The following is a 21854-nucleotide window of genomic DNA, read 5'->3' as shown; positions in this document are numbered from 1 at the left end:
CGCGAAGGCTTTAACTTAAACGATATTCTGGGCGAAACCGGCCGCCGTTTCCATGTCGACCGCGACGATCCGCGACACGCCCTGCTCCTGCATCGTCACACCGATCAGCTGCTGCGCCATTTCCATCGCGATCTTGTTGTGCGAGATGAACAGGAACTGGGTTTTGTCCGACATCGCCCGAACCAGATTCGCGAAACGTTCGGTGTTGGCGTCGTCGAGCGGCGCGTCCACTTCGTCGAGCAGACAGAACGGCGCCGGATTCAGCTGGAACATCGCGAACACCAGCGCGGTCGCGGTCAGCGCTTTTTCGCCGCCCGACAACAGGTGAATCGTCGAATTCTTCTTGCCCGGCGGCTGCGCCATCACCTGCACGCCGGCGTCGAGGATTTCTTCGCCGGTCATGATCAGCTTCGCCTGGCCGCCACCAAAGAGACGCGGGAACAGTTCGCCGAAATGACGGTTCACTTCATCGAACGTGCTTTGCAGCAGCGTGCGCGTTTCGGCGTCGATCTTGCGGATCGCGTCTTCGAGCGTTTCGATCGCGCTCGTCAGGTCGGCCGATTGCGCATCGAGGAAGCTCTTGCGCTCGGTCGCGGCCTTCAACTCGTCGAGCGCGGCCATGTTGACCGGACCGAGCGCGACGATTGCGTTGTTGATGCGCGTGACTTCGCCTTGCAGGTACGACGGCTTCATGTCCGGCGTCAGCTTCGCCTGCAATTCGGCTTCGTCGATGCCCGCCGCTTCCAGTTGCTCGATGAACTGCTCGCCGCTCAACCGCGCGGCCTGCTCCTTCAGCTGCAATTCGTTGATGCGGTCGCGCAACGGCTGCAACGCACGCTCGGCGGTCAGACGCGTTTCGTCGGCCGAGCGCAGCTTCGCGGTCAGGTCGTCGAGTTCGACGCGCGCGGCGCGCAGCGCTTCTTCCTTCGCGGTGCGAATGTCGAGCGCGTCCTGCAGGCCCGTGTGCGCGGTCTGCTCGTTGATCGTTTCGAGTTCGGCGCGCGCGTCTTCGAGTGAGCCCGCGACGCGCTCGCTCTGCTCGTGCGCGACCTGGATGCTGCGCTTCAGCTCGTCGATGCGGTTCGCCATGTTGCGCGCGGCGAAACGCGCGTCGGTGGCGGCGCGATCGAGATCGCGCGCGCCGCCGCGGGCGGTCGTCAGCTCTTCGTCGAGCGCTTCGAACGCCAGTTGATGATCTTCGAAACGCGCCTGCAATTCGGCGAGCTCGCCGTCGTGGCGCTCGAAATTCGCTTCCGATTCGGCGCGCAGCGCGCGCTGCTCCTCGACCTGCGCGGCGATTTCTTCGAGTTCCTCGCGAATCTGCGTGCTGCGCTGCGTGTAACGCTCGTGCGCCTGGGTCAGCTTCAGCACGTCCATCTGCAAGGCGTGTACGCGCTGCGTCGCGCGCTCGGCCTGCTGGCGCATTTCGGCGAGCGCCTGGGCGGCCTGCGTATGCGCGGCTTCGGCGCGAATCGCCGTGGCCTTCGCCTCGTCGGCGAGCAACGCCTGCGCGCGCACCTGACGGCCGAGGTTTTCGATTTCCTGCTGACGCGCGAGCATGCCGGCCTGCTCGGAATCGGCCGCATACAGCTGCACGCCGACGCGCGTGACCACGTGGCCCGCCTTGACCACGAACGCACCGCCTTCGGGCAACTGCGAGCGCATCGACAGCGCCTGCTGCAGATCGTCGGCGACGAACGCGAGGCCGAGCCAGTCGTTGAGCACCGCGCGAATGCCCGCATCCTCGATGCGCACCAGCGACAGCAGCGAGCGCAGCGCACCCGCGGCCGGTGCCTGACCGGCCGCCGGCGGCGCGTAGAACGCGAGCTTGGCGGGCGGCGCGTCGGTCGCGAATGCCTTGACCCAGTCGAGATTCGATACTTCGAGCGCGGCAAGGCGCTCGCGCAGCACCGCTTCGAGCGCGGTTTCCCAACCGGCCTCGACGTGCAGCTTCTTCCACAGACGCGGCAAGCTGCCCAGTTCGTGCTTGTCGAGCCACGGCTGGATCTTGCCCTCGGTCTGGACGTTTTCCTGCAACTGCTTCAACGCGGCGAGACGCGCGTCGAGCTGATGGATCTGCGCGCTTTCCGCCTGCACGCGTTCCTGCGCGGCGCGGCGCTCGCCATCGAGCCGCGGCAACGCTTCCTGCGCATCGGCGAGACGTCCCTGCGCGTCCTGCAGAATCTCTTCGTGTTCGGCGAGCTGCATGCGCAACTCTTCGAGCTGCGCTTCGTCGGGCGCATCGAGCCCGCCCGCTTCCGATTTCAACCGCTCCTGGCGCTGCTGCAGCTGCTGCAGTTGCTGATCGGCATTGCGCTGATGCGCGGCTTCGAGCTTCAGCGCCTGCTCGGTCTGCGCGATGCCGCCACGCTCGGCGTTCAGCTCGGCCTGCGCGTCGCGCCAGCGCGCTTCGAGCGCGGGCAGCGCGTCGTGCTTCGCGGCCGCGTCCTCTTCGGCCAGCACGGCTTTTTCTTCAGCGACCGCCAGTTGCTCCTCGGCGTCGGCGATATCGTCCTGTGCCTTGTCGGCCTGCGATTGCCACTGCTCGCGCTGCGCGGTCAACGCGGCGATCTGCGCCTGCACGCGGTTACGCGATTCGACGATGAAGCGGATCTCCGCCTCGAGCCGGCTCACTTCCGCGTTCGCCTCGTAGAGCGCGCCTTGCGCGCCCTGCATGGCGTCGCTGGCCGAGTAATGCGCGACCCGCAGCGTTTCGAGTTCCGCCTCGACTTCGCGCAGCTTCGCGGTCTGCGCTTCGAGGTCGATCTGCGCCTGTTCGATCGCGCGCTGCTGGCGTTGCTGCTCGCTGCCCGCCTCGTTCTTGCGCAACAGCCACAGCAGACGCTGCTTCTCTTCGCCGTCGCTCTGCAGCTCGCGATAACGCGTCGCGACGACCGCCTGCGCTTCCAGCTTTTCGAGATTCGCCCCGAGTTCGCGGACGATGTCCTCGACGCGCGTCAGGTTCTCGCGCGTGTCGTGCAGACGGTTCTCGGTCTCGCGACGGCGTTCCTTGTACTTCGACACGCCGGCGGCTTCTTCGAGGAACACGCGCAGCTCTTCCGGCTTCGCCTCGATCAGGCGCGCGATCATGCCCTGCCCGATGATCGCGTACGCGCGCGGCCCGAGACCGGTGCCGAGGAAGATGTCCTGGATGTCGCGGCGCCGCGCCGGCAGATTGTTGATGTAGTAGCTGGAGGTGCCGTCGCGCGTCAGCACGCGCTTCACGGCGATCTCCGCATACTGGCCCCACTGGCCGGCGGCGCGGCCGTCCGCGTTGTCGAACACCAGTTCGACGCTCGCGCGGCTGCCCGGCTTGCGGGCGGTCGAGCCGTTGAAGATCACGTCCTGCATCGACTCGCCGCGCAACTCGGAGGCGCGCGATTCGCCGAGCACCCAGCGCACCGCGTCGATGATGTTGGATTTGCCGCACCCGTTCGGTCCGACCACGCCGACCAACTGGCCGGGGACCTGGAAATGCGTGGGATCGACGAAGGATTTGAAGCCAGCGAGTTTGATCGAGGTGAGACGCACGGCGATTTCGCTGTTGGAAAAGAAAGTGAGATAGGTGGCTCGCGAGGTTGCGCCAGTCGTTCTCCGCCGCGGCGGGACGGCCCCACGCAACCTCGCGAGCCTTCGCGATTTGGGGCGCCAGGCACACGCAACTGCGCGCGCCGGCTAATGAGGGGGAATCATACCATCGCGCGTGGGCGATTCTTGCCGCCCTTCGGGTCGCCCGTCAGGCCATCGTTCGGGTGGTCGTTCGGGTGGTCGTTCGGGTGGTCGTTCGGGTGGTCGTTCGGGTGGTCGTTCGGGTGGTCGTTCATGGTGTCGCTCAGGCGATCGTTCATGCGGTCACTCAGGTCACCACGCGGAGCCCCGCTGCTGTGGCCGCCGTCGTCGCCATCCCGATCGTTGCGGCGCTCGCCGCCGTGCCCGTTTGCGCGCCCGCGTCCATCATCATCGCCTTGACCACCCTGACCGCCGGGCGCGCCGAGGTCTTCGATGGCCGGATCGGGCGGCGCCGTCTTCGTACGATGCACCCAGCTCGACAGCGCCGACGCCAGCACGATGCACGCGCCGCCGGCCCATTCGCGCGGGCCCGGCACCTCGCCGGCGAACAGCCACGCCGATAACGCCGTCACCACCAGCTCGAACAGCATGATGATCGACGCGCGATTGGCCGGCACATGCGCGAGCCCGTACTGCACCAGCATATTGTTCGACGCGAGCAGCAGCCCGAGGCCGAGCACCAGCAGCGCCGCCGTGCCCAGATGCGCGCCGACGGGCGGCGCGGACATCGGCTCGAACAGCGACGCAAGCCCGCCCAGCAGCGCCGCGCCGCCGAACACCGTGGCGGTGCGCATTTCCGGCCTCATCTCCGGCAGCACGCGGCTCGTCTTCAGGATCAGCACGTTGCTCATCGCGAAGCCCATGCCGCCGGCGAGCCCGGCCCATTCGGCCAGATTACCGGGCACCGGGATGCCGAGCTGCGGCGACCACAGCATCGTCATCGCGCCGGCCAGCGACAGCGCCGCAAGCGCCGCGCCCGACCACGTGAGCCGCTCGTGCAGGATGAAATGCGCGAACAGCGCGGTCCACGCGGGCGTCAGATAGAACAGCAGCAGCACGCGCATCACCTGACCGTGAATCGCGCCCCACACGAAGCCGAGGTTCGTCACGCCGGCGGCCACGGCGAGCGCCGGCAGCAGCCAGTGCCAGCGCACGGTCTTCAGAGCGCGGCGCCGCACCAGCAGCACGAACAGGCAGCCGGTGGCGCTCGTGAGCGCGCTCGCCGCCGTGCCGGTCACGCCGAGCGCGTGGAGCATGCGCAGCGGATACCAGACGATCCCCCACACCGACGCGCCCAGCATGATCGCGAGCGTCGGCCAGCCGTTGCGAAGCCAGTGGGTCATCGGGCGAGGCTCCGGGGGGCGACATCGACGGCGCGCTTGCGCCGGTTCTGGCCGGCGAGCGCCGGCACGACTACGTACATTGCTGCTCCTGAATATTTTTGTGTGCGAACCGCGTGGTTGCGGACGGCTGCGCGTCTCGAACCGGATGGTTGCGCGTTTTTTCTGCTACGCCGCCCACCGCCGCGCCGCCCGGAACCCCGACCTCCGCCGCTGGCCGCCGCGCGGCGGGCATGCCACGCTATAATCGTCCGTTCGCCGCTGCTGGCCGGCCCGTCGCCGGTTTGTGCGTCGCGCGCATGAGCGTCGTTATAGACACACCGTCAAACGCCGTCTCACGCAGCCCGCCAGCGCGCGTGCCCCGCTGTCCCACCTCCGTCCGCGTCCATTCCGATCAGGCCATTTCGTCCGTGAATCCGCTACTCGACTCCCTTCAGTCCTATCCGTTCGAAAAGCTGCGCGTGCTTTTCAAGGACGTCACGCCGCCGGCCGGCCTTGCGCATATCAGCTTCGGCATCGGCGAGCCGAAACATCCGACCCCGCCGCTGATCCGCGACGCCGTCGTCGATTCGCTCGGCGGCCTCGCCACCTATCCGGCCACGCTCGGCTCGGCGCCGCTGCGCGAGTCGATCGCGAAGTGGGTGTCGCGGCGCTACAACCTGCCGCCGCTCGATCCAGCCACCGAGGTGCTGCCGGTCGCGGGCTCGCGCGAGGCGCTGTTCGCGCTCGCGCAGACGGTGCTGAATCCGCGCCGCGATGCTGACGGCAACACGGCGGCCAACCCCAGCGGGCAGCCTGCGATCGTACTCTGTCCGAACCCGTTCTACCAAATCTACGAAGGCGCGGCGCTGCTCGGCGGCGCCCAGCCGTACTTCGTCAACAGCGACCCGGCGCGCAACTTCGCGTGCGACTACTCGGCGGTGCCCGCCGACGTGTGGGCACGCACCCAATTGCTGTATGTGTGCTCGCCCGGCAACCCGACCGGCGCGGTGCTCACGCTCGACGACTGGCGCGAGCTGTTCGCGCTGTCGGACCGCTACGGCTTCGTGATCGCGTCGGACGAGTGCTACTCGGAAATCTATTTCGACGAAGCGAATCCCCCGCTCGGCGGCCTCGAAGCGGCGCACAAACTCGGCCGCGGCTTCGAGCGTCTGGTGATGCTCTCCAGCCTGTCGAAGCGCTCGAACGTGCCGGGCATGCGCTCGGGCTTCGTCGCCGGCGACGCCGGGATCCTCAAGGCATTTCTCCTGTATCGCACGTACCATGGCACGGCGCTCTCGACCGTATTCCAGGGCGCGAGCGTCGTCGCGTGGAGCGACGAGACGCACGTGCGCGAGAACCGCGCGAAGTATCTGCAGAAGTTCACGACCGTCACGCCGATGCTCGCGGAGGTGCTCGACGTGCGTCTGCCGGACGCCGCGTTCTACCTGTGGGCCAACGTCGAGCGCACCGGCCTCACGGACACCGAGTTCGCCCAGCGCCTCTACGCCGACTATAATGTGACGGTTCTGCCCGGCTCGTTCCTCGCGCGCACCGCGCACGGCGTGAACCCCGGCCGCAATTTCGTGCGCCTCGCGCTCGTCGCCGACGTCGACGAATGCACGCAAGGCGCGCAGCGGATCGTCGATTTTTGCCGCTCGCTCGGCGCCTAGTATCAAACGGGCTCAAGCGGACGCGGCCGGACCTCGATCGAGCCGCGCCGCACTCCCTCTTCAGACTTCAACTCTTCAGAAAATCACGCATATGTCGCAACAACTTCAGAGCATCATCGACACCGCCTGGGACAACCGCGCCGAGCTGTCGCCGAAGGCCGCACCGGCCGAAGTGCGCGAAGCCGTCGCTCACGCGATCGAGCAACTCGACAAAGGCGCGCTGCGCGTCGCCGAAAAGAAGGACGGCGACTGGGTCGTCAACCAGTGGCTGAAGAAGGCCGTGCTGCTGTCGTTCCGCCTCGAGGACAACGCGCCGATGCCGGCCGGCGGCTACAGCCAGTTCTACGACAAGGTGCCGTCGAAGTTCGCGAACTACACCGCTGAAGACTTCGCCGCGGGCGGTTTCCGCGTGGTGCCGCCGGCCATCGCGCGCCGCGGCTCGTTCATCGCAAAGAACGTCGTGCTGATGCCGTCGTACACCAACATCGGCGCCTACGTCGACGAAGGCACGATGGTCGACACGTGGGCGACCGTCGGCTCGTGCGCGCAGATCGGCAAGAACGTGCACCTGTCCGGCGGCGTGGGCATCGGCGGCGTGCTGGAGCCGCTGCAGGCGAACCCGGTCATCATCGAAGACAACTGCTTCATCGGCGCGCGTTCGGAAGTGGTCGAAGGCGTGATCGTCGAAGAGAACTCGGTCATTTCGATGGGCGTGTACCTCGGCCAGAGCACCAGGATTTACGATCGCGAAACCGGCGAAGTCACGTACGGCCGCATTCCGGCGGGCTCGGTCGTGGTGGCCGGCAACCTGCCGTCGAAGGACGGCTCGCACAGCCTGTACTGCGCGGTCATCGTCAAGAAGGTCGACGCCAGGACCCGCGCGAAGGTCGGCCTGAACGAGCTGCTGCGAGGCGACTGATGGCGCGCGGCACCAAAACCGTCGTCTACGGCATCCCGAACTGCGACACCGTGAAGAAAGCGCGCGTGTGGCTGGAAGAGCACGGCGTCGAGTTCGAGTTTCATGACTTCAAGAAGGCCGGCGTGACCGAGCCGCTGGTGCAGGACTGGCTGAAGGACGTGAAGCTCGACGCGCTGCTGAACCGCCGCGGCACCACGTGGCGCGGTCTGTCCGACGACATGAAGGCGGCCGCCGAAACGCAGTCGGGCGCGATCGCGCTGATGATCCACAAGCCGTCGGTGATCAAGCGGCCGGTGCTGGTGGTCAACGGCCGCGTGAAGTCGCTCGGTTTTTCCGCGGACGACTACGCGGCGCTGTTTGCGTAATAGGCCGCGCCGTTCACGCGCTTCGGGGCGAGGACGGCACGACACGTAAGACCGGCCGCGACACGGGCCGTCCGGCATGCTGTAACTAGCGCGCCGGAACCCGCGCCGTCGAACAGGCAGCAGGAAAGTAACAAAAAGGTAGCAAGACGCGCGGCCCCACGCCGCGTCGTTCAAAGGCTGTTGCCGGCTGCGGTGCATCACCGCGAGCCGGCATTTTTTCATTTCAAAGTGGCTTGTATTGAATCCATGTCCGGCACCCTCGCCCTTACCGAACAACTGATCGCGCGCGCGTCCGTCACGCCCGACGACCAGCATTGCCAGCATCTGCTGATCGCACGCCTGGCCGCGCTCGGCTTCGAGCACGAGACGATCGAATCCAACGGCGTGACCAACCTGTGGGCCGTCAAGCGCGGCGTCGACGGCACGCGCGGCAAGCTGCTCGCGTTCGCCGGCCACACCGACGTGGTGCCGACCGGCCCGCTCGAACAATGGCACTCGGCGCCGTTCGAGCCGACCCAGCGCGACGGCAAGCTGTACGGCCGCGGCGCGGCGGACATGAAGGCATCGATCGCCGGCTTCGTGGTCGCGAGCGAGGAATTCGTCGCCACGCACCCCGAACACCGCGGCTCGATCGCGTTCCTGATCACGAGCGACGAGGAAGGCCCGGCGACCGACGGCACCATCAAGGTCGTCGAAGCGCTACAGGCGCGCAACGAGCGGATGGACTATTGCATCGTCGGCGAACCGACGTCGAGCGAGCGTTTCGGCGACATGGTCAAGAACGGCCGGCGCGGCTCGCTGACGGGCAAGCTGATCGTCAAGGGCGTGCAAGGCCATATCGCGTATCCGCATCTGGCGAAAAATCCGGTGCATCTGCTCGCGCCCGCGCTCGCGGAACTCGTCGCCGAGCGCTGGGACGACGGCAACGAATACTTCCCGCCGACCACTTGGCAGGTGTCGAACATCCACAGCGGCACCGGCGCGACCAACGTGATCCCCGGCCACGCGGACGTGATGTTCAACTTCCGCTTCTCGACCGCGAGCACGGTGGAAGGCCTGCAGCAGCGCGTGCATGCGATCCTCGACAAACACGGCCTCGAATACGATCTCAAGTGGATCGTCGGTGGCCTGCCGTTCCTGACGCCGCGCGGCGAGCTGTCGAGCGCGCTCGCGAAAGCGATCAAGGACGAAACCGGCGTCGATACCGAACTGTCGACCACCGGCGGCACGTCGGATGGCCGCTTTATCGCGCGCATCTGCGAACAGGTGATCGAGTTCGGTCCGCTGAACGCGAGCATCCACAAGATCGACGAACATATCGAAGTCGCCCATATCGAGCCGCTGAAAAACGTGTATCGCCGCGTGCTCGAACAACTGATTGCCTGACCGGGACTCCTTGCAATGACGCTTCCGTTTTCCACCGTTCGCGACCTGCTGCGTTACGCGGTGTCGCGCTTCAATGAAGCCAAACTGTCGTTCGGCCACGGCTCGGCCAATGCCTACGACGAAGCCGCCTATCTGCTCCTGCATACGCTGCATCTGCCGCTCGACCTGCTCGACCCGTTCCTCGACGCGCGCCTCACCGCCGCCGAAATCGACGCGGTGCTGAAGGTGATCGAGCGACGCGCGGCCGAGCGCGTGCCGGCCGCGTACATCACGCAGGAAGCGTGGATGCACGGCTATCGCTTCCACGTCGACGAGCGCGTGATCGTGCCGCGTTCGTTCATCGGCGAACTGCTGCAGGACGGACTGCAGCCGTACGTCGAGGATCCCGAGCAGGTCGGCGCGGTGCTCGAACTGTGCACCGGCTCCGGCTGCCTCGCGATTCTCGCCGCGCATGCGTTCCAGAACGCCGACGTCGACGCGGTCGACCTGTCCGCGCCCGCGCTCGAAGTCGCGACGCGCAACGTGATGGACTACCACCTCGACGACCGGATCGCGCTGTTCGAAGGCGATCTGTACGCGCCGCTCGCCGAGCGTCGCTACGACGTGATCCTCAGCAATCCGCCGTACGTGAACGCCACGTCGATGCAGGAGCTGCCGGCCGAATACAAGCACGAACCGGAGATGGCGCTCGCGGGCGGCACGGACGGCATGGACATCGTGCGCCGGATCATCGCCGACGCGCGCAACTGGTTGACCGACGACGGCGTGCTCGTCGTCGAGATCGGCAACGAGCGCGAACACGTCGAGGCGGCATTCGGCGGCCTCGATCTGATCTGGCTGCCGACGAGCGCCGGCGACGACAACGTGTTCCTGATCCAGGCCAGGGACTTGCCGGTCTGAGTCTGCCATGCTGTCTGGGTGAATCGCGCGGCGCTCGCGTGGTCGGTTGGCGCTGGAGCCGGCCGGTTGCGCGAGCGCCACGTGCTGTATCGAAGCGTGCCGTTGCGCACGCGGCTTGAAACGCGATCTCGGGCATGATCGCGTGCATGATTTCAAACCGGGCTTCAAACGCGGTTGAAGTCCGGTTCTGGAGCGCGGGTTCAGGTGGGGTTGCGGGCACGGTTTCGGACGCGAAGTCCGGCACAACTCGCGCAGGCCGGCAGACTGGTATAAGTACAGGCGCGGCAGATGGGCGGCAGCGTGCCGTCTGCTCCGAGGCGGCGGCCTGAAGTAGCAACCTGAGGGCAGCGCCCCGAAGCGGTTGCCCGGCGGGTTTCCAGGCCGACTACCCGCGCGTTCGCCTCGAACACGGCGCGCCCGCGCGCTGCGCCGACGCATCCTGAACCACCGCGCTTCGCCAACTTTCGCGAGCTTATGCAATTCGACCTGCTTTATGTCGGCCCGCTGGTTGCCCTTGTCCATATTCTCGGCATCGTCGCGGCCGGCCACGCGATTCTCCATACCCGCACCTCGCAGGGCGCGATTGCGTGGGCCGTGTCGCTGGTCGCGATGCCTTATCTGACGCTGATCCCCTACCTGTTCCTCGGCCGCAGCAAGTTCGCCGGTTACGCGGATGCGCGCCGCGTCGAAAACGATCTGCTGCGCTCGCGCGCGCATCCTCGCGAATGGGACACCCAGGCGTCGTCGGCGGGACTGCCGACGCAGCAGCTCGGCACGCGCCTCGTGCGCTCGCTGACGCGTCTCGGCGGCATGCCGTTCCTGCCCGGCAATACCGTGCGCACGCTGGTCAACGGCACCGCGACCTTCACGGCGATCCTCGACGCGATCGAACACGCACGCCATTACGTGATCGTGCAGTTTTTTATCGTGCGCGACGACGCGCTCGGCGACATGCTGAAGGATGCGCTGATCGCGAAGGCACGCGAGGGCGTGCGCGTGTACTTCCTGTACGACAGCATCGGCAGCTTCGATCTGCCGCATCGCTACATCGCGGCGCTACGCACGGCCGGCGTCGAGGTGCATCCGTTCGCGACCAACCGCCGCTTCGTCAACCGCCTGCAGCTGAACTTCCGCAATCACCGCAAGATCGTGTCGGTCGACGGCGAGCGCGCGTTCGTCGGCGGTCATAACGTCGGCGTCGAATATCTGGGCGCGAAGCCGCCGCTGTCGCCGTGGCGCGATACGCATATCGAGGTGCGCGGCCCGGCGGTCACGAGCATCCAGTTCGTGTTCATCGAGGACTGGTATTGGGCGACGCAGCAGTTGCCCGAGCTCGACGTGGCGGTGGCGGCGGCTTCGGGCGACCAGACGGCCCCGCACAGCGCCGGCGTCACGGCCGATGCATCCGCAGAAGCGGCCACCGAAGCGGCGGCCAGAACGCTCACGGAAATAGCCGCCCAGGTAGCCGTGGAACCGCTCGCGAAAACCACCGCCGAGGCAGCGACCCGGACCACCGCCGAAACGCTCACCGAAGCCTCGGCCCAGACCACCGCAGAGGCTCGCGCCGAAGCCGCGGCCCAAACCACCGCAGAAGCGCCCGCCGAAGCGTCCGCCCACACGGCCACCCAATCAGCCACCGAAACCGCCACCGGCACCATGCACTGCCTCGTGTTGCCGAGCGGCCCGGCCGACAAGCAGGAAACCTGCTCGCTCTTTTTCGTCGAAGCGATCAACGCGGCACGCGAACGCATCTGGATCACGACGCCCTACCTCGTGCCCGACGAAGCCGTGTTCGCGGCGCTGCGGCTTGCGGTGCTGCGCGGCGTCGACGTGCGCATCCTGATTCCGAGCCGGCGCGATCACCTCGTGGTGTTCGCCGCGTCGAAGCTCTATGCGTACGACTCGCTACGCGCGGGCATCCGCATCTTCCGCTACCAGCCGGGGTTTCTGCACCAGAAGGTAGTGCTGATCGACAGCGTCGCGGCCGCGATCGGCAGCGCCAATCTCGACAACCGCTCGTTCCGCCTGAACTTCGAGATCATGGTGCTGACCGTCGACCAAGGCTTCGCGCTCGAAGTCGAAACGATGCTGCTCGACGATTTCGCCGCGTCGCTCGAAATCAATCGCGACGAGTACCGCAAGGCGAGCGCGTGGCGGCGCATGCTGATGCACGTCGCGCGACTGTTCTCGCCGATTCTTTGATGGCCGCGCGCGAGCGTTAAAGCAGGCGACGCGACAGCCGTCACAGTTGCGCTTCGATATCCGCGACGATCGCCTCGGGCTTGGTCAGCGGCGCATAGCGCTTGACGACGTTGCCGTCGCGACCGATCAGGAACTTCGTGAAATTCCACTTGATCGCTTCGAGCCCGAGCAGCCCCGGCGCTTCGCCGGTCAGATAGCGGAACAGCGGATGCGCGTTCGCGCCGTTCACGTCGACCTTGTCGAACATCGGAAACGTCACGCCGTAGTTCTTCTCGCAGAAGCTGCCGATCTGCGCGGCGTCGCCCGGCTCCTGCTTGCCGAACTGGTTGCACGGAAAGCCGAGCACCGCGAGCCCGCGCGCCGCGTACGCTTCGTAGAGCTTCTGCAAGCCCGCGTATTGCGGCGTGAATCCGCATTCGCTCGCGGTGTTGACGATCAGCAGAACCTTGCCCTCATACTTCGCGAGACTCACTTCCTCGCCGCCGAGCGTGCGCGCCGAAAACGAATAGATCGATGTCATGTACCCTCCGTGAAAGCCGTCAGTCTATGCCAAAAGCCGCGCCGATACAGTCGTCCGGATGGCCGATGGCGACTGCTCCCGGGGCGACAGACGGCGCTATCCGAGGTGCGCGCCCGACGACGCGCCGCACAGTCTAAAATAGCGGTTTTCTTCAGCCGGCCACGTCGTGATCCGCTTCAATCAGTTCAGCCTCGCGCGCGGCACCAAGCCGCTTTTCGACAACACCACGTTTACCCTGAACCCCGGCGAAAAAGCTGGCCTTGTCGGGGCCAACGGCGCGGGCAAGTCGACGCTGTTCGCCGTGCTACTCGGCGAGTTGCACGCGGACGGCGGCGATTTCTCGATCCCGCCGACCTGGCGCATCGCGCACGTCGCGCAGGAAACTCCCGCCGTCGATAAAACCGCCCTCGCCTACACGCTCGACGGCGACGCCGCATTGCGCGACATCGAGGCGCGCATCGCCGCGGCGTCCGCGGCGCACGATGGCGCGGCCGAAGCCGAAGCGCACGCGGCCTTCGCCGATGCCGACGGCTACACCGCGCCGGCACGCGCCGAAGCGCTGCTGCTCGGCCTGGGCTTCACGCTGGATCAAACGCGCGAGCCGGTCACGAGCTTCTCGGGCGGCTGGCGCATGCGCCTGAATCTCGCGCAGGCGCTGATGTGCCGCTCCGATCTGCTGCTGCTCGACGAACCGACCAACCACCTCGACCTCGACGCGATCGTCTGGCTCGAAGACTGGCTCAATCGCTATGCCGGCACGCTGATCGTGATCTCGCACGACCGCGAGTTTCTCGATTCCGTCTGCAACGTCACGCTGCATCTCGAGAACCAGCAGATCAAGCGTTACGGCGGCAACTACTCGCAGTTCGAAGTGCTGCGCGCGCAGCAGATCGCGCTGCAACAGAGCGCGTACGAGAAGCAGCAACGCACGGTCGCGCATCTGCAGAGCTACATCAACCGCTTCAAGGCGCAGGCCACCAAGGCGCGGCAGGCGCAAAGCCGCGTGAAGGCGCTCGAGAAAATGGAGCTGATCGCGCCCGCGCACGTCGCGTCGCCGTTCACGTTCGAGTTCCGCACGCCCGATTCGGCGCCGAATCCTATGATGGTGATGGAGGACGTGCGCTGCGGTTATCGCGCCGAAGACGGCAGCGAGATCCCGATCGTCGAGCGCGTGATGCTGTCGATCCAGAACGGTCAGCGCATCGGTCTGCTCGGCGCGAACGGCCAGGGCAAGTCGACGCTGATCAAGACACTCGCGGGCACGCTCGAAGCGCTCTCCGGCCACGTGCGCGAAGGCAAGGGGCTGCGTATCGGCTACTTCGCGCAGCATCAGCTCGAAACGCTGCGCCCGGACGATACGCCGCTGCAGCATCTCGCGCGCCTCGCGCCGGATACGCGCGAGCAGGAGCTGCGCGACTTCCTCGGCAGCTTCAACTTCTCCGGCGACATGGCCACCGCGAAGATCGCACCGTTCTCGGGCGGCGAAAAGGCGCGCCTCGCGCTCGCGCTGATCATCTGGCAGAAGCCGAACCTGCTGCTGCTCGACGAACCGACCAACCACCTCGACCTCGAAACGCGTCACGCGCTGACGATGGCGCTCGCGCAGTTCGAAGGCACGCTGATCCTGGTATCGCACGACCGCCATCTGCTGCGCGCGACCACCGATCAATTCATGCTGGTCGCCAAGCATCGTCTGCAGGAATTCGACGGCGATCTCGACGACTATCGCGACTGGCTGCTGCAGCATGCGGCCGAACAGCGCGCGGCGCTGAAGGCGAACGCGTCCGGCGCGGGCGATGCAGCATCCGGCGGCGCAAACGCGATGAACGGCGCCGACGGCAACGTGAACCGCAAGGAACAGCGTCGCCTCGAAGCGGAGACGCGCCAGAAGCTCGCGCATCTGAAGAAGCCGCTGCAAAGCCGCATCACGAAGATCGAAAAGGAAATGGACGCGCTCAACGCGGAGAAAGCGACGCTCGATGCCTTCGTCGCCGATCCCACGAGCTACGAACCCGAGCAGAAGAGCAAGCTGACGGAGGCGATCCGCCGTCAGGCAGACGTGAACGCGCGCCTCGACACCCTCGAAGCCGAATGGCTCGAGACGCACGAGGAACTCGAACAGATCGGCTAGCGGCATCTGGCGACACGCTATGGCCGGGCCGCGCCGGCAACCAAGGGAGCCTGGCTTTGTCATTCGCGAACTCATCGTCGGCGTCATTTTCCGCAGCGGCGGCGGCCTCTACACCAACCGCGCCAACCGCACCCACCACGCCGCCCGCGTTGCAAGGGCTGCGCGTGCTCGATCTCACGCGTTTGCTGCCGGGCCCGGTCGCCGCGCTGCGGCTCGCCGAACTCGGCGCCGACGTGCTGAAAATCGAAGCGCCCGGCGCGGGCGACCCGACGCGCACGATGATGCAGTCGTCGAGCGACCGCGTCGCGGGCCGGCCCGGCGCGTTCTACCGGATGGTCAATCGCGGCAAGCGCGAGACGCGCCTCGACCTCAAAACCGACGCGGGCCGCAACGTGCTGCGCGCGCTCGCCGCGGAAGCGGACGTGCTGATCGAGAGCTTCCGGCCCGGCGTGATGGAACGGCTCGGCCTCGGTTACGACACGCTGCGCGCCGCCAATCCGCGACTCGTCTATTGCGCGATCAGCGGCTACGGCGCGAGCGGCCCGTTCGCCGACCACGCGGGCCACGATCTGAACTACATCGGCTATGCGGGCGTGCTCGATCAACTGGCGGACCGCGACGGCGCGCCGATCCTGCCCAATTTCCAGATTGCCGATCTGCTCGGCGGCGCGCTCGCCGCGGTCACGCAGATCCTCGCCGCGCTGTGGCGCGTCGCGCGCGGTGGCGAGGGCCGCTTCGTCGATGTATCGATGACGCACACGAGCCACGCGCACAACGTCGTCGCGCAGGTCTCGCTCGCGAACGACGGCGCCGCGCCGCCGGCCGGAGCCGGGCTGCTCAACGGCGGGGTGCCCTGCTACAACCTCTATCGCACGAGCGATCATCGCTGGCTCGCGGTCGGGGCGCTGGAATTGAAGTTCTGGGAAACGCTGTGCATGGCGCTCGACCGGCCCGAATGGGCCACGCGTCACTGGAGTCTGGGACAGGCAATCGGCGGGCCGGATGCGCAGGCGCTGATTCGGGAGGTAGCCGATGTGATCGGCACACGCACGCTCGCCGAATGGGTGGAATCGCTCGAAGCGCTCGACTGCTGCGTGTCGCCGGTGTTGACGCCGGCCGAAGCGGCGCGGCATCCGCTGTTCAATCCGCAGGCGTACGCGGCGGCGAGTGACGGCGCCGATGCGGCGGATGAAAGTCACTACGGGGATCGGAACAGCTCGGGGGGTTAGCGCGCGCAGCGTGGTGGCGGCGTGTGGGCGGCGGCCTCTACCTAGCCGCCGAGGGTGTCAGCTGGCCTCAGCGGATTTCATCTGGCTTGGAGTGACCGGAGTTGGCAGCAACCGGCCTGAGCCGAAAACATCCCGGCGCGGACTCACCCGCCACGATCGACTCAACGACCCATCAGCTCAACGCCGCACCACCGACTGCCTCGGCAACGTCTGGCGCGGCGATTTCTCGTCGTCGTACAGGAAGTGTTTGCGGCCTTCCACATGGCGGCTGATCGTCGCACGCACCTCGGCGGCCGTCACGTCTTCGGCCACCACCCGCCGCGAGATCTGCCCCGCCGTGTCGATCCACTCGACGATCCGGCAGGCACCGCCCCAAGGCTGATGAATCGGTGCGGAGACCCGGCAGCCGCGCACCTGAATAGGACGCTCGGCCGCGATTTCATATGACTGTTTCAAAGCGCGATCCTTTTTCGGGCATCAAAGGGGATGCATAGCGTGACAGCTTAGAAAAAAGGTATGGCGGCCAGGTTACAGCCAATATGGAGATATTTACCGGGCATTACGGGACATGGCGTGCCTCCGGCACGCCCTACCACCGGGACAAGCCCGTCTATTCGAGAGAGCGGACCCGATCGATCGCCTGCTCGATGCGTTCGACCGCAACGACCTGTAAGCCTTCGATTGGCTGTTTCGGCGCATTGGCCTTTGGAATCACCGCGACCGAGAAGCCGAGCTTGGCCGCCTCCTTCAGGCGCTCCTGACCGCGCGGCGACGGCCGGATCTCGCCGGCCAGCCCGACTTCGCCGAACACCACGAGCCCCTTCGGCAGCGGCTTGTTGCGCATCGACGAATGGATCGCGAGCAGCACCGCGAGGTCGGCGGCGGGCTCGGAAATCTTCACGCCGCCCACCGCGTTCAGGAACACGTCCTGATCGAAACAGGCGATGCCCGCATGCCGGTGCAGCACCGCGAGCAGCATCGCGAGCCGGTTCTGTTCGAGGCCGACCGCGAGGCGTCGCGGATTCGGCGCGTTGGCCGAATCGACGAGCGCCTGCACTTCGACCAGCAGCGGCCGCGTGCCCTCCTGCGTGACCAGCACGCACGAACCCGGCACCGACTGCTCGTGCTGCGACAAAAACAGCGCCGACGGATTCGCGACGCCGCGCAGGCCGCGCTCGGTCATCGCGAATACGCCGAGTTCGTTGACCGCACCGAAGCGGTTCTTGATCGCGCGCACCAGACGGTACGACGAGTGCGTATCGCCCTCGAAATACAGCACCGTATCGACGATATGTTCGAGCACGCGCGGACCCGCGAGCGCGCCCTCCTTCGTCACGTGGCCGACCATGATGATCGTCGTGCCCGACTGCTTGGCGATACGCGTGAGTTGCGCCGCGCATTCGCGCACCTGCGCGACCGAGCCAGGCGCGGACGTGAGTGCGTCGGAATAGACGGTCTGGATCGAGTCGATCACCGCGACGTCGGGGCGTTGCCCGGCGATCGTCGCCTGGATTTTTTCGAGCTGGATTTCCGCGAGCAGTTGCAGCTCACTCGCCTTCGAGCCGGGTTCGAGCAGCGACAGCCGTTGCGCGCGCAACGCAATCTGCGCGCCCGATTCCTCGCCGCTGATATAGAGCGCGCGTCTGTCCGCGGCGATTTCCGCGAGCGACTGCAACAGCAGCGTCGATTTACCGATGCCCGGATCGCCGCCGATCAGCACCACGCCGCCCGGCACGAGACCGCCGCCGAGCACGCGGTCGAACTCGCTGACGCCGGTGGTAAAGCGCGGCACGTCCGACGCTTCGATGTCGGCGAGGCGCCGCACCGGCGTGCTCTTCGCGAGCGACTGGAAACGATGCGTGGCCGGCCCCTCGGCGACCGATTCGACCAGCGTATTCCATGCCTGGCACGACGGGCATTGACCGGACCACTTCGGCGACTGACCGCCGCACTCACTGCAAACGTACAACGTCTTCGATTTCGCCACGCGTTACTCCGCGCGAACCGGCACACGCTGCGCGACCGCGCACATCAGCTCGTAGCCGATGGTGCCGCAGGCCTGCGCGACGTCGTCGATGGGCAGCGTGGCGCCCCACAGCTCGACGCGCGAGCCGACGTTGGCGGTCGGCACCGGCGTGAGGTCGACGGTCAGCATGTCCATCGACACGCGCCCGACGATCCGCGTGCGCACCCCGTCGACGATCACCGGCGTGCCTTCCGGCGCGACGCGCGGATAGCCGTCCGCATAGCCGCACGCGACCACGCCGATGCGCATCGCACCGCGCGCGGTATACGTCGAACCGTAGCCGACCGAGCTGCCTTCGCTGAGCGTTTGCACGGCGATCAGCTCGGAGGCGAGCGTCATCGCCGGTTGCAGGCCGGTGCCCGCGATCGCGGCCGTCACGCCCGACGGCGACGCGCCGTACAGGATGATGCCGGGGCGCACCCAGTCGAAGTGCGCTTCCGGATGCCACAGCGTCGCCGCCGAGTTCGCGAGGCTACGCGTGCCGGCAATGCCTTGCGCGCCGCGCTCGAACGCCGCCATCTGATGCGCGATGCCGCGCTCGCCGTCGGCGTCGGAGAAATGGGTCATCAGCGTGATCTGGCCGACGCCCTGACACGCGCGCGCGCGCTCCCAGGCGGCACGGAATTTTTCGACCGTGTAGCCGAGCCGGTTCATACCGGTGTTCATCTTCAACTGAATATTGACCGGTTTGGACAGACGCGCCATTTCGAGCATGCGCAACTGTTCGTCCGAATGCAGCGCGGTGCTCAGGCTGTAACGATCTATCACATCGATGTCGGTCGGACGGAAAAAACCTTCCAGCAGAAGAATCGGTCCCGCCCAGCCCAATTCACGCAACTTCACCGCTTCTTCGAGGTCAAGCAAGCCAAAGCCGTCGGTAGCGCGCAAGCCCGGAAACGCGCGCGCGAGGCCATGCCCATACGCATTCGCCTTGACGACGGCCCAGATTTTCGACTTTGGCGCATAACGCCGGGCGACGGCGAGGTTATTGGCGAGTGCGGCGGTATGAATCGTGGCTGAAAGGGGGCGCGGCATGGGATTTTTTCGTAAAGACACTTGCGAATCAGCGGCTTACAGAGCGTTTTCGACGCTCTGCGGCCCGCTGGGCGGTGCGATCAAGGATTCTGCTAGTCCGAATCCAGCTATTTTCATGATATAAAGCCGTGCGCACAACCCATTTCGATCGGCATAAGCCCGGACGCATTGCAAACGGCCGGGGCGGACAGACCGCAGCGAGGACAGCATCGCATCAGATGAAAAAAGGTTTTTACACCATCATGGCCGCGCAGTTTTTTTCGTCGCTGGCCGACAATGCGCTTCTGATCGCTGCTATCGCACTGCTGAAAGATCTTCACGCTCCGAACTGGATGACGCCGCTGCTCAAGCTGTTCTTTGTGCTGTCGTACGTCGTTCTGGCCGCCTTCGTCGGCGCCTTCGCCGACTCCCGTCCGAAAGGACGCGTGATGTTCGTCACCAATACCATCAAGGTCGTCGGCTGCATCACGATGCTGATCGGCGCGCATCCGCTGATCGCGTACGGCATCGTCGGCTTCGGCGCGGCGGCCTACTCGCCCGCCAAATACGGCATTCTCACCGAGCTGTTGCCGCCTGACCGGCTAGTCGCCGCGAACGGCTGGATCGAAGGCACCACCGTCGGCTCGATCATTCTCGGCACCGTGCTCGGCGGCGCGCTGATCAGCCCGCATATCGCCGCGCCGATCCTGCACATGCACATCCCCACCGTGAACACACCGGCCGAAGCCGCGATGCTCATCATCATGGGTATTTACGTGATCGCCGCGCTGTTCAATCTGCGTATTCCCGACACCGGCGCGCGCTATCCGAAACAGGAGCACGGCCCGATCCGCCTGATCACCGATTTCGCCGACTGCTTCCTCGTGCTGTGGCGCGACAAGCTCGGGCAGATTTCGCTCGCGGTGACGACGCTGTTCTGGGGCGCCGGCGCGACGCTGCAATTCATCGTGTTGAAGTGGGCCGAGGTGTCGCTCGGCATGTCGCTGTCCGAGGCCGCGATCCTGCAGGCGGTGGTGGCGGTCGGCGTCGCGGTCGGCGCGATTTTCGCGGCCTCGCGCGTGCCGCTGAAGAAGTCGCTGTCGGTGCTGCCGGTCGGCATCATGATGGGTATCGCGGTGATGCTGATGGCGTTCTATACGCGCGACCTGTTCCCCGCGCACTGGGGCGTCTACTTCGGCCGCATGCATATGCCGGGCTATCTGATTTTCGCGTATATCTTCCTGATGCTCGTGGGCGGGTTGTCGGGCTTCTTCGTCGTGCCGATGAACGCGCTGCTGCAGCATCGCGGGCACGTGCTGCTGTCGGCGGGCCATTCGATCGCCGTGCAGAATTTCAACGAAAATCTCTCCGTGCTGGTGATGCTGTGCCTGTACGCGGTGCTGGTGTGGCTCGACGTGCCGGTCACCGCGGTGATCGTGCTGTTCGGCACCTTCGTGTGCCTGATGATGTGGTTCGTGATGCGGCGCCACCAGGCGAACCAGCGCGCGTTCGACTCGGTCGCGCTGATCGGCGAAGTGAAGCACTGACGTAAAGCACTGGGGAGCGGCCGGATCGCTGTCGGCGGCAATCGGGTCGGTGCGCGGAGTTTTGATCCGCCGCAAGCCTGGCTGCGACGAATCCGCGCTCGGGCCGTTTGCGCTTCACATTCAGCCCACATTCGGCTCGCATTCAATCCGCATCCTGCCCGTACCCGTCCGTAGTCAATTTGCGCGCGCCCTCCTTCTTCCTCGCTTGACCATGACCCAACCGATTCCCAACGTGCTGACCATCGCCGGTTCCGATTCCGGCGGCGGCGCCGGCATCCAGGCCGACCTGAAGGCTTTCTCGGCGCTCGGCGCCTATGGCGCGAGCGTGATCACCGCGCTGACCGCGCAGAACACCCGCGGCGTGAGCGCGATTCACGCGCCGGACCCGGGCTTCATCACCGCGCAGCTCGACGCGGTATTCGACGACATCCGCATCGACGCGGTGAAGATCGGCATGCTCGCGAATGCGCCGATCGCGCGCGCGGTCGCCGATGCGCTGCGCCGTCATCGGCCGAAGCACATCGTGCTCGACACGGTGATGATCTCGAAGAGCAATCACGCGCTGCTGTTGCCCGACGCGGTCGCGGCGGTGCGCGACGAACTGCTGCCGCTCGCCGATCTGCTGACGCCGAATCTGCCGGAAGCGGCGGCGCTGCTCGGCACGCAACCCGCCACCGACGAAGCCGGCATGGTCGAACAGGGCGAGGCGTTGCGTGCGCTCGGCGCGCGCGCGGTGCTGATGAAAGGCGGCCATCTGAGCGCGGCCGATAGTCCCGACTGGCTGGTGCAGGACAGCGGCACGCTGCGTCTGGGCGGCCCGCGCGTGCCGGTGAAGAATACGCATGGGACGGGCTGCACGTTGTCGTCGGCGATTGCGGCGCTGATTCCGCAGCGCGGCGATCTGGCGAGCGCGGTGGCCGATGCGAAGACATATCTGACCGGCGCGCTGCAAGCGAGCGATCGGCTCGACGTCGGTAGCGGCGTCGGGCCGGTGCATCATTTTTATCGGTGGTGGTGAACGGCGGTATTGGGCAGTAACGGGCGTTGTTGAGG

At 66.3% G+C, this 21854-nt stretch carries 15 protein-coding genes and 1 pseudogene; 10 read left to right on the top strand and 6 right to left on the bottom strand.

The window, feature by feature from the left end; all coding sequences use genetic code 11:
• Positions 1-15 precede the first annotated feature (15 nt).
• Both smc and HHL14_RS03840 read right to left on the bottom strand, forming a co-directional pair.
• The gene (gene smc, locus HHL14_RS03845; protein ID WP_169496223.1) at positions 16-3531 is read right to left on the bottom strand and encodes a chromosome segregation protein SMC; all 3516 of its coding nucleotides are present in this window, start codon (positions 3529-3531) and stop codon (positions 16-18) included.
• A gap of 410 nt (positions 3532-3941) precedes the next feature.
• Positions 3942-4913, bottom strand: a pseudogene (locus tag HHL14_RS03840) (DMT family transporter); the annotation flags it as partial.
• 407 nt (positions 4914-5320) lie between these two features.
• Here HHL14_RS03840 and dapC point away from each other — a divergent pair.
• The 6 genes from dapC to HHL14_RS33055 all read left to right on the top strand — a co-directional run bounded on the left by dapC (position 5321) and on the right by HHL14_RS33055 (position 12334).
• The gene (dapC, locus tag HHL14_RS03835; RefSeq protein ID WP_169496221.1) at positions 5321-6562 is read left to right on the top strand and encodes a succinyldiaminopimelate transaminase; all 1242 of its coding nucleotides are present in this window, start codon (positions 5321-5323) and stop codon (positions 6560-6562) included.
• A gap of 91 nt (positions 6563-6653) precedes the next feature.
• Positions 6654-7481 (top strand): 2,3,4,5-tetrahydropyridine-2,6-dicarboxylate N-succinyltransferase, encoded by an 828-nt coding sequence (gene dapD / locus HHL14_RS03830; RefSeq protein ID WP_169496220.1) that lies wholly within the window; start codon positions 6654-6656, stop codon positions 7479-7481.
• Positions 7481-7846: an ArsC family reductase gene (locus tag HHL14_RS03825; RefSeq protein WP_169496219.1), complete on the top strand. Its 366-nt coding sequence runs from the start codon at positions 7481-7483 to the stop codon at positions 7844-7846. Before dapD ends, HHL14_RS03825 begins: the two co-directional genes overlap by 1 nt.
• Before the next feature lie 246 nt (positions 7847-8092).
• Positions 8093-9232 carry a succinyl-diaminopimelate desuccinylase gene (dapE, locus tag HHL14_RS03820; RefSeq protein WP_169496218.1) on the top strand — a complete coding sequence of 380 codons (1140 nt, stop codon included), beginning with the start codon at positions 8093-8095 and terminating at the stop codon, positions 9230-9232.
• A 15-nt stretch (positions 9233-9247) separates the two neighbouring features.
• Positions 9248-10132 carry a 50S ribosomal protein L3 N(5)-glutamine methyltransferase gene (gene prmB / locus HHL14_RS03815; protein ID WP_169496217.1) on the top strand — a complete coding sequence of 295 codons (885 nt, stop codon included), beginning with the start codon at positions 9248-9250 and terminating at the stop codon, positions 10130-10132.
• A 474-nt stretch (positions 10133-10606) separates the two neighbouring features.
• Positions 10607-12334 carry a cardiolipin synthase gene (locus tag HHL14_RS33055; RefSeq protein WP_230412899.1) on the top strand — a complete coding sequence of 576 codons (1728 nt, stop codon included), beginning with the start codon at positions 10607-10609 and terminating at the stop codon, positions 12332-12334.
• Positions 12335-12374: 40 nt separating this feature from the next.
• Here HHL14_RS33055 and HHL14_RS03800 read toward each other — a convergent pair whose 3' ends face one another.
• Positions 12375-12854 carry a glutathione peroxidase gene (locus HHL14_RS03800; protein ID WP_169496216.1) on the bottom strand — a complete coding sequence of 160 codons (480 nt, stop codon included), beginning with the start codon at positions 12852-12854 and terminating at the stop codon, positions 12375-12377.
• A 166-nt stretch (positions 12855-13020) separates the two neighbouring features.
• Here HHL14_RS03800 and HHL14_RS03795 point away from each other — a divergent pair, with 166 nt between their 5' ends.
• Together HHL14_RS03795 and HHL14_RS03790 are read left to right on the top strand one after the other, a co-directional pair.
• Positions 13021-14985 (top strand): ATP-binding cassette domain-containing protein, encoded by a 1965-nt coding sequence (locus HHL14_RS03795; RefSeq protein WP_169496215.1) that lies wholly within the window; start codon positions 13021-13023, stop codon positions 14983-14985.
• 149 nt (positions 14986-15134) lie between these two features.
• The gene (locus tag HHL14_RS03790) at positions 15135-16214 is read left to right on the top strand and encodes a CaiB/BaiF CoA transferase family protein (protein ID WP_230412917.1); all 1080 of its coding nucleotides are present in this window, start codon (positions 15135-15137) and stop codon (positions 16212-16214) included.
• 177 nt (positions 16215-16391) lie between these two features.
• On the opposite strand, the gene HHL14_RS03785 is transcribed toward HHL14_RS03790, so the two are convergent.
• The 3 genes from HHL14_RS03785 to alr form a co-directional block, all read right to left on the bottom strand.
• Positions 16392-16670: a DUF2866 domain-containing protein gene (locus HHL14_RS03785; protein ID WP_169496213.1), complete on the bottom strand. Its 279-nt coding sequence runs from the start codon at positions 16668-16670 to the stop codon at positions 16392-16394.
• 154 nt (positions 16671-16824) lie between these two features.
• The gene (gene radA, locus HHL14_RS03780) at positions 16825-18201 is read right to left on the bottom strand and encodes a DNA repair protein RadA (protein ID WP_169496212.1); all 1377 of its coding nucleotides are present in this window, start codon (positions 18199-18201) and stop codon (positions 16825-16827) included.
• 3 nt (positions 18202-18204) lie between these two features.
• Positions 18205-19275 (bottom strand): alanine racemase, encoded by a 1071-nt coding sequence (alr, locus tag HHL14_RS03775; RefSeq protein WP_169496211.1) that lies wholly within the window; start codon positions 19273-19275, stop codon positions 18205-18207.
• Positions 19276-19493: 218 nt separating this feature from the next.
• Here alr and lplT point away from each other — a divergent pair, with 218 nt between their 5' ends.
• On the top strand, positions 19494-20801 hold the full coding sequence (gene lplT / locus HHL14_RS03770) for a lysophospholipid transporter LplT (RefSeq protein WP_169496210.1): 1308 nt from the start codon (positions 19494-19496) through the stop codon (positions 20799-20801).
• Between the two features lie 211 nt (positions 20802-21012).
• Positions 21013-21819, top strand: a complete 807-nt coding sequence (gene thiD / locus HHL14_RS03765; RefSeq protein WP_169496209.1) for a bifunctional hydroxymethylpyrimidine kinase/phosphomethylpyrimidine kinase — start codon at positions 21013-21015, stop codon at positions 21817-21819.
• The last annotated feature ends 35 nt before the right edge of the window (positions 21820-21854 follow it).

The sequence above is a fragment of the Paraburkholderia antibiotica genome (assembly GCF_012927125.1).
Taxonomy (GTDB): Bacteria; Pseudomonadota; Gammaproteobacteria; order Burkholderiales; family Burkholderiaceae; genus Paraburkholderia; species Paraburkholderia antibiotica.
This window is presented reverse-complemented; position numbering and strand designations above follow the sequence as displayed.